The sequence below is a fragment of the Algoriphagus sp. genome, assembly GCF_029254265.1.
Classification (GTDB): Bacteria; Bacteroidota; Bacteroidia; order Cytophagales; family Cyclobacteriaceae; genus Algoriphagus.
Map to the genome: position 1 here is coordinate 19569 of NZ_JAQWXX010000100.1, position 8703 is coordinate 28271.

6 protein-coding genes are annotated in these 8703 nt (G+C 42.0%); 2 read left to right on the forward strand and 4 right to left on the reverse strand.

Annotated elements, in window-relative coordinates; genetic code table 11:
- Positions 1-31: 31 nt before the first annotated feature.
- The gene (locus P8O16_RS15575) at positions 32-751 is read right to left on the reverse strand and encodes an SGNH/GDSL hydrolase family protein (RefSeq protein WP_300316362.1); all 720 of its coding nucleotides are present in this window, start codon (positions 749-751) and stop codon (positions 32-34) included.
- Positions 752-1173: 422 nt separating this feature from the next.
- Between P8O16_RS15575 and P8O16_RS15580 the strand changes: the two genes are divergently transcribed.
- Positions 1174-1539 carry a hypothetical protein gene (locus P8O16_RS15580; protein ID WP_300316363.1) on the forward strand — a complete coding sequence of 122 codons (366 nt, stop codon included), beginning with the start codon at positions 1174-1176 and terminating at the stop codon, positions 1537-1539.
- Between the two features lie 173 nt (positions 1540-1712).
- Here the strand turns inward: P8O16_RS15580 and P8O16_RS15585 are convergent, their stop codons facing one another.
- From P8O16_RS15585 to P8O16_RS15595, 3 genes are all read right to left on the reverse strand, one after another.
- Positions 1713-2828, reverse strand: coding sequence for a Gfo/Idh/MocA family oxidoreductase (locus P8O16_RS15585; protein WP_300316364.1), 1116 nt, complete (start codon positions 2826-2828; stop codon positions 1713-1715).
- Positions 2829-3183: 355 nt separating this feature from the next.
- On the reverse strand, positions 3184-4044 hold the full coding sequence (locus P8O16_RS15590; RefSeq protein WP_300316365.1) for a sugar phosphate isomerase/epimerase: 861 nt from the start codon (positions 4042-4044) through the stop codon (positions 3184-3186).
- A gap of 2 nt (positions 4045-4046) precedes the next feature.
- Positions 4047-7547 carry a PVC-type heme-binding CxxCH protein gene (locus tag P8O16_RS15595; protein WP_300316366.1) on the reverse strand — a complete coding sequence of 1167 codons (3501 nt, stop codon included), beginning with the start codon at positions 7545-7547 and terminating at the stop codon, positions 4047-4049.
- 131 nt (positions 7548-7678) lie between these two features.
- Here P8O16_RS15595 and P8O16_RS15600 point away from each other — a divergent pair, with 131 nt between their 5' ends.
- Positions 7679-8545, forward strand: a complete 867-nt coding sequence (locus P8O16_RS15600) for an AraC family transcriptional regulator (RefSeq protein WP_300316367.1) — start codon at positions 7679-7681, stop codon at positions 8543-8545.
- The last annotated feature ends 158 nt before the right edge of the window (positions 8546-8703 follow it).

The following is an 8703-nucleotide window of genomic DNA, read 5'->3' on the forward strand; positions in this document are numbered from 1 at the left end:
GTTTTATCAAGTTAGAAACTTATCCCATGTTTTATTGGGGAAAAGCCAAAAATGCCACCTGAAGGGCACCTAGTTTTTTGTAACCTTCCACATTCATATGAATCGGATCCCTGTAGTATAAGGATTGGTTGTAAGAATTATAACCGCCTAGAGTAAACTGATCCAAATAGGGTATCCCATGAAGTTCACAGATTTTCTTTTGCATGTTCACATAGCTCACCATTCCATTCGGCTCAAGTGGATCATAACCACCTCGGTCCATAAAAGCTTTACTTGAAGTGAAAAAGTAAATCGTGGCATTGGGATTCAGCTCATAGATCTTTTTGATACAGTAATTGATCCCTCCAGCTTGTGTCTTGAGCTTTTCAGGATTAAAGCCGTCAAATGTTGTGTAATCGGTATAGCTGCCATTTTCCCGATTATTGGTGTAGTCATTAGTCGAAGCCCAAAGAATATAGATATCAAATACCCCGGCTTCGTCCACCTGCTGTTGGAGGGATTTGCCTTGCAGGGAAGAAAAGCCGGCACCAGGGACACCATAATTGGTGATAGTCATTCCCAGTCGTTCTTCCCATAGAATCTTCGCGCTATCACTGGCTGGAATAACCGATACCGAACCCCCAAATACCGCTATGGATTTCCCATAGTTAAGGGAGTGAGTAATCGGATTTTTTGCTGGATTCTGCTGCGCTAAAAGGTCAGCTGAGAAAAGTAAACAGAAAATCAGGAGGTAATTAGTGATTGATTTCATTGAGCTGGGGGCTAATGTTGATAGGTTTGCTTTGATTGGTAATTTAGGAGATTAATCGTAAGAAGTAGAAATCGAATAGCCAGCGTTTCGAAAGTTTTGTGAATTAAAAATCAAGTTTTCACCGCTTTCTTATTTATCGAAATTTGTAATTCCTCATTTGCGGTCGAAATGACTGATGCGCTTGGTCATTTCGAAGGAGGTATTTGACTTTTTCTTTGAGCTGAGAAGGCTTAGCGGACTGAGAAACCTCAGCTATGGAAAGAAACAGATTTCTCCTCCCTGCGGTCGAATTGACGGATCCTTAAAATACTAATAGATTTCTCCTCCTTACAGTCGTCGAAATGACTGCTTCTTTGTTGCTTAATTAGGATTTTTTTTGGTATTTTTCTCTTCTAGTATTAACCCTAAAAATTGAAACCAACATGAAAAAATTATTTCTAGCAGCGATCATGCTTGTTTGCGTAGCCAGTATCGCATTTGCTACAAACAATTCCCCTGAATACTTCGAGGGAAAATGGAATGTCTTAGTCAAAGGAACACCTCAAGGAGATGCCACGATTCCGATGCGATTTGAAACTAAAGAAGGAGCCACCAAAGGCTATTTTATGGCTGATGAATCTGGACAGGAATATGAAATGAGTTCGGTATCCATCATCGATGGAGTATTGACCGCAGCATTTAATATCCAGGGCTATGACGTGGACATCAATATGTCTGAAGTAGATGGAGATAATGCAGCAGGAAGTTTGATGGGGATGTTTGACCTGAGTGCGACGAGGGTGAAGTAGGGGAGTTGGAAGCGGGAGGTAGGAGGTTGGAAGTAGGAAGTTTCATTTCGCTGGATCTCACCATTTCCTAAATTACTTTTCTCATCTTCCAAAAGTACAATAGCTATTAGTTAAAATAGAAAAGGCCGCTAGTCAAGTACTAGCGGCCTTTGTTTTTTATCTTGAAATTGATCTTATCCTTTCAGCGTAAAAGCTGGAAGTTGTTTGATTGCTCCGCCTTCCATTGCTGATTCATGAGCCAAGATCCCCACGCAAGTGATATTTGCAGATTCCCGTGCATCCGGATAAGGAGCTCGGTTTTCATTTAGGGCATTTAAAAACTCATTCACCAAATGTGGATGGGAACCTCCATGACCAGCGCCTTGGATAAAAGACAAATGTTGATTTTCATCCGAGTCATAGACACCTCCGGTGGTAAATGGCTGAATTTCTGAAGGGAGTAAATGGGCATAATCAGGTATTTTTACTCGCTCTGGACTTTCTCCGGTATGAATCACTGAATCTTCATGCTCGATCAGTGTCCATTCAAAAGACTTTTTCGAACCATAGACATCAAAACTCTCGCGGTATTGCCTTGCGGTATTGAAAAGAGATCTGGTTACTTCGGCCGCCAAATCTGAATCTTTCAATTTGATATGACAGGTCTCGATAGCAAAAGGTGAACCGTATTTTGGAATCAAGTTTTCGTCAATCCGACCCGAACCTAAGCAGGACACGTATTCCGCTTGTGCATTTGGCAAAGCCAACACAGGCCCCACGCAATGCGTGGCATAATGCATAGGAGGGAGGCCTTCCCAATAGCCTGGCCAGCCGGCCATTTCCTGTTGGTGAGAAGCTCTGAGAAACTGGATTTTACCCAATTCTCCTTTTTCGTAGAGTTCTTTAACAAATAGAAATTCCCGACTGTAAATCACCGTCTCCATCATCATGTAAGTCAAACCAGTTCGCTCGGTTTCCTCGACAATTGCCCTGCACTCTTCGACGGTCGTAGCCATCGGCACAGTACAAGCCACATGCTTGCCGGCCCGTAATGCTTTCAAGGATTGCTCCGCGTGATTTTGAATCGGAGTATTAATATGAACTGCGTCAATGTTTGGGTCTTTGAGCAACTCATCGTAATCCGTATAAACTTTTTCAATGCCAAATGCTTTCCCGATTTCTTCTGCCTTTTCTTTATTCCGTTGGCAGATGGCATACATGTTTGCCAAAGGATGCTTTTGATAGATTGGTATAAACTCAGCACCAAATCCTAATCCGATGATGGCGATATTGAATGGTTTTTTATTCATAATGTTTTCTTATATATGATTTCCACAGCTTGTAATTTTAAATACGATTTACAAAGTACGATTTACGAGATTTCCGAAGGGTCGAAGCTTGGTATTCGTGTAGTGGCATTTTATCATTTTCAGCTTTGTCACTTAAGATTTCTGACTTCCAATTTTAGCTTTCTCACTTTAGCTTTCTGATTTAGAAAAATCCCTCTAACCCCTTTTATCCAACATCAGATTCCCACTTTACTTTTGAATACAAGGGGGAATTTGATCCGTTTTCAATTTGAAGAATCGACCTCCGGTTTACTATTCTCTATTCTCTTCTCTCTAATCTCAATTCCCTAATCCCCAATCCCTATTCCCAAATCTCTCACTCTTTCGCCCATTTTTTAAGGAACTCGAGCCCATCTTTCGCAAATCCATCCTGACTTTCTGCAAGGGGTTTCCAGATGCAGACTGCTCCGGCAAGTTCTTTTACTTGTGGGGTAAAACTTTCGATTGAAACAGCTCCCTTGTAATTGATCGCTTCCAATCCTCTTTTATAAGCATCCCATTTGGTCTGACCTGTACCAGGCGTGCCTCTATAGTTTTCAGAAACTTGAAAATGGATGAGTTTATCTCCAGCTAATTTGATTGCGGCTTCTGCATCTCGTTCCTCAATATTCATGTGGAATCCATCCAGAATGACCTTTGCTTCAGGCTCATTGATATCATTGATCAATTCCATCAGCTCTTCGCAGGTGTTGATTAGATCGGTTTCGAATCGGTTTAAAGTCTCAATGGCAATTTCCAAACCATGTGTTCTGGCTTTCCCACATACTTTTCGAAGATTGATTACCGCACGATCCCATTCGATTTTCTTTTGTTCAGGGGAAACCAAGCGAGCCTTTCCTACCGCAGAATACATTGGTCCCGCCACGAATTTGGCACCGAGTTGACTGGTGATTTCGAAGCAGGCATCCAAATAGTCAAAGCTGGTTTGATGAAAACTGGGATCCTCATGAGTCAAATCTCGTGAAGTTCCAAAAGCCCCACAAATAATAGGGGCTAGCCCATTATCTGCTAAAGCTGTCTTCAAGCTAGGCAGATCAATCAAGGTCGGATCTTCCACCGGAATTTCTACCGAATCAAAGCCGTAAGACTTGATTTTGGGAAAAAGGTTAATGGTTTCCTTATTAAAAGGGGAGGTCCAAAGCCAGGTACTGACTGCAAAAGTTACATCTAAAGCCATGCTTATTCTACGATCATGATTCCATTCATAATTCTCCAATGTCCAGGAACTGTACAGACAAAAGGATATTCTCCCGGTTCGGTCGGAGCGGTAAAGACGATTGACTCTCGACCTTCCGGATCAACCAATCGAGTGGCGATAATCACTTCTGGAATCTTCGGCACATAGTTTTGCTCAGCACCTTTTGGATCTCTCGCCAATTCGTCCGCAGCTTTTCCAATGATTTCTTTGCTACCTTTTTGACCGATGACCAAGTTGTGCTGCATGAAGTCCGGGTTTTCAAAATCTATAGTAACCTGACTTCCAGCTTTTACTGTGAAACTGGATTTATTATACTTCATCTCGTGTGGGATGACTCCAAGTTTGATCACTGTAGTACCGGCAGCAGCTGATGCAGTGGATGCCGCTTCCATCATTTGGATTTCGGCTCCAGGCTTCTTCAGTGCCAGGGTAGATTTGTTGCTTATTCTGCCTGAGAACATCCAACCTCCTACATATTTACCGACTTGATTTTTTGAGTCATTTTGACCAACACGAACTCTTCTTGGAGATAGTTCTTCAGAGAAAAGTCCCTTGGTCTTGGCTTTGCCGATTTCTTCACCATTGATCATCAAAGTCATACTTCCATCTTCTACAAGCGTCGCATCGATGGTGAATTGCTCCTCTGGAAGTGCTTTTTTGGAACTGATAATCGTAAGTTTTTCGTCCTGTGCTACCGCAAAGTGAAGCGCATCTTCATAGATATACAAGCTGTAGCCATTGGTATTATTTCCATGGGCAACCAAAATCCCATCCATTGGATTGTTGCCTTTGGAAGCTATCATGCGAATTACAATTTCCTTTCCGGCAACTTCAGGTGGGAAAAGGATAGAGTTACGTGAATCTAACGGATACTGCTCAGCAACTAAGCTTCGGCTGATTCGATCTGCCAAAGACATCTCCGAATCACCACTAGCTTGTAAAGCCGCTTTATTGTCCCGTTTTGCAAATTCAGTAGGATGTGCTAAAACTGCTGCATATATCGCCTGAGGCAAATAGGCATCCGTTCCGTTATCACTTTCGTCGGCCGCTTTAACCAATTGTTTAGCCGCATCTTCGGAGAATGGCATCTCAGAAAGCGCCAGGAATGCATATTTTCTGGTATGAAGATCTGAATCATTTAGCAGGTCAGAAGCTAGGATTACTTTCAAGGAAGCATCAGTGCGTGGAATGACGCGCAGGGCATTTTTCCGAACAGCTGCAGATGGATGACGAAGAGCTTTTTCGATCACTTGCTCGGCCTCTCGGTTTTCACCATTAAGTTCACCCAAGCCATGTAATGCCCAAATGGCGTTGATGGCAGGTCCATTCAGTCCCACTTCATCAACAGATTGGTCACCGATAATTTTGTATAAATCGGAAAGTAATTCCTTGTTTTTGGTCTCGACGATCAAGCGTTGTGCGGTCAATCTCCAGAACATGTTTTCGCTTTTTAAGGCTTTGATCAATTCAGATCCACTGGCATCTTTCAAGTCAAAGGTCTCGGAGTCTTCTCCTCCTTTGTACACCATTCTATAGATTCGACCGTGCTTCGCATCACGCAAAGGATTGATGTAGGCATTTCCCTCACCGTTTTCGAATCCTCGAGGAGTTGGGTTGTGCTGGATAATAAAATTGTACCAATCAGCTACCCAAAGTGCGCCATCTGGCCCAACTTCAGCATGGACAGGGGAGAACCACTCATCAGAACTTGCAAGGATGTTGAATCCGTTTTTCTCCGTGTAGCCAGATCCGGCAGCATTGATCACCGCATTGTGAAGCACACGTCCGGTTGGCTCGGCTACGAAAGCAATCTTGTTCCAATAGTTTTTAGGAAAGCTTCTTGCAGTATAAAAGTTGTGACCAGCGGCTGCAGTGTAGCCCCCAAACCAATCGACTTGTCTTAAGAATGGAGTAAGATGCGGCATGTCATAATGGGTGTCGATTCCATGCACGGTATTAGCCGAACCTTGAAAAACAGGACGTTTTAAGTAGTTATTTGCCATGGAAAAATACACACTGTGCTGTCCGTTTGCAGTGGAAATAAAGGTTTCAAAATCTTCGGTAAAACCAAGCCCCCAAGTGTTATTGGACGTATTTCCCAAGTATTCTAATGAATTTCCATCTGGGGTAAATCTATAAACTCCCTGACCAAAGGAATGTGAAACCCCACCAACATCTCCTCTGAATCCAGAATAACCCAATACTCCCCAGATCTTATTGTCAAAGCCATATTTCAAATTGGAAGGGCCGGCGTGTGTGTCACTTTTACCCCAACCTGTCATGATGACTTCGCGCACATCGGCGACATCGTCTCCATCTGTATCTTTCAAGAAAATAAAATCAGGTGCCATGGAGATTAAAATTCCTCCGTTTACTGCCATGATGGAAGTCGGAATATTTAGATTTTCTGCAAAGACAGTTACTTTATCTGCTTTCCCATCTCCATCGGTATCTTCGAGAATTTTGATTTTGTCACTTCCACCTTCTTTTCTGACTTCGTTGGGATAATCAGTCGTCTCAATTACGAAAAGTCTTCCGCGCTCGTCCCATGTCATGGATATCGGGTTGATGATCATCGGTTCTGAAGCAAAAAGCTGCAATTCAAATCCAACCGGAACCTGAACCAATTTCATGCTTTGCTCCGGAGAAAGTGGTAATTGGAATCGTGGAGCAGGATCTCTTTTTTCATAATTTGGAATCTCTGCATCACGAAATTCCGGTGTAGGGATTTGATAAGCTGCCAATTGTGCATTGACTTGATCTCCTACTGCCCAAAGAATTCCATTTGCCAAAAGTGCTTGAAATTCAGCTTTCTCCCAAGTCTTCTCATTATGACCGAGCGCAGTATAAAATACTCTTCCTTTTCCCTCATTTCGTGTCCAAGTATAAGGCTCACGTTTATCTCCTTCCACGCGCTCCATCAATACTTCCATGTCTGGATTGACTTTAGTATGGACATAAGTCTCATCCCAACTTTCAAACTCTGTCAAACCTTTCATTGCTGGATGATCCGACTTTATGATTTTTGCGGAAAAAACTTCCGTCTCGTGAGTACTGAATTGACCTCCAACTGCAGAGATATACCAATCCGAATTTTGGAAGCAGAATGAAGCACTATGTACAGGAATCAAAGCTTTTCCACTTTGGATATAGCTTTTTAATGCAGATTCTTGCTCAGGACTGATCGTTTCATGGTTTGCATAGATCATCAAACCATCGTAATTATTAAGAGTCTCCGAATTGAGATCCTCCAAACTGGTGGTATAGGTGAGATTAATTCCTTTTTGAAACAATGGCGTAGCCAAATACATCATCAACTTTTCAGAATTGTGATGCTCACTATCATGACCGAGAACCAGAATTTCCACTCTTCGTGGATCGGTATCAGAAAGGAAGGATTTGTTTTGAGTGCAGCTTGCGACTGCAAAGAACAGGATAAGGATGGTCAGTAAGCTCTTGACCGGATGGGAAAGGATTTTCATGATTTTGGGTATATCGAAATTTCAACTCTAAATTCTCTAAAATAAATCCAATAAGCTAGCTGAATCTGACCCAATACTGACTGTATTTTGATAATTTGAGTTAATTTGAATCAATTTATTGCAAGAAATATATGAAGAAGGCAGTTCAGAAGTCTCGAATACCCACAGGAAAAGCCTTTGTGATCAAGGAATTAATCGCGCCATATTTTGATGTGAATTGGCATTTTCACTCTGAATACCAATTATTTGTAGTCTTAAAAGGGGAGGGCACACGCTTTATTGGGGATCATATACAGCGTTTTCAAGCCGGAGATCTAGTTTTGACTGGTCCGAATTTGCCTCATCTGTGGCGTAGTGATCAGATTTACTTTCAGGATCAACCTGAACTAGAAACACATGGAATCGTGATTTATTTTCCGGATCATTTCTTGAATAATGCAGTTTTTGAATTGGAGGAATTTGGGTTGATTGGGCAATTACTTGAAAAATCAGCCTCTGGGGTTGCGATAGTGGGAAAGACTCGGGAGATAATCCAGACTCAAATGAAAAAGCTTCTGGAAAAGGATGGAGTTGGCAGTATTATTCAATTGTTGGAAATACTTGAAATCATTGCAAATTCTCCTGATTGCCAACTTATCGCTGATCCCACTTATGTCAATCTTCATAAAGATTCTGAGCGAGATCGCATGGGTTTGGTTTATGAATTGGTGATGAAAGACTATACTAATAAAATAACCCTGAAAGAAGCAGCGGACCTTTGCAACTTGTCTGAAAGTGCTTTTAGTAGGTATTTTAAAAGCAGGGCGAATCAATCCTTTTCAGCTTTTCTAAGCCAAGTACGGATTCATCAAGCCTGCAAATTACTTCAGGAAGATAAACTGAACATCAGTCAAATTTGCTTTGAGTGTGGTTTTTTTACCCTTTCCAACTTTAACAGACAATTTAAGGAGCGAATGGGAAAGACGCCGTTGGAGTATCGGAATGAGTTTTTGAGGTAGGTGGGATTAGGGATTGGAGAATAGGGATTAGAGATTAGAGAAAAGGGATTGGTGTACTTCCCTAAATAGCGTTGACCGTTTGGTTCAACATTTATTTAATTCCATCGGGCAATTATGAGCCAGAGGTTCTTCTCTTGGGTAAACTTCCAAGGGGCTCG

What these genes read in the sequence shown, in the direction of transcription:
- P8O16_RS15575 (WP_300316362.1), bottom strand. Translation starts at nt 751, where the DNA reads ATGAAATCAATCACTAATTACCTCCTGATTTTCTGTTTACTTTTCTCA.
- P8O16_RS15580 (WP_300316363.1), top strand. Translation starts at nt 1,174, where the DNA reads ATGAAAAAATTATTTCTAGCAGCGATCATGCTTGTTTGCGTAGCCAGT.
- P8O16_RS15585 (WP_300316364.1), bottom strand. Translation starts at nt 2,828, where the DNA reads ATGAATAAAAAACCATTCAATATCGCCATCATCGGATTAGGATTTGGT.
- P8O16_RS15590 (WP_300316365.1), bottom strand. Translation starts at nt 4,044, where the DNA reads ATGGCTTTAGATGTAACTTTTGCAGTCAGTACCTGGCTTTGGACCTCC.
- P8O16_RS15595 (WP_300316366.1), bottom strand. Translation starts at nt 7,547, where the DNA reads ATGAAAATCCTTTCCCATCCGGTCAAGAGCTTACTGACCATCCTTATC.
- P8O16_RS15600 (WP_300316367.1), top strand. Translation starts at nt 7,679, where the DNA reads ATGAAGAAGGCAGTTCAGAAGTCTCGAATACCCACAGGAAAAGCCTTT.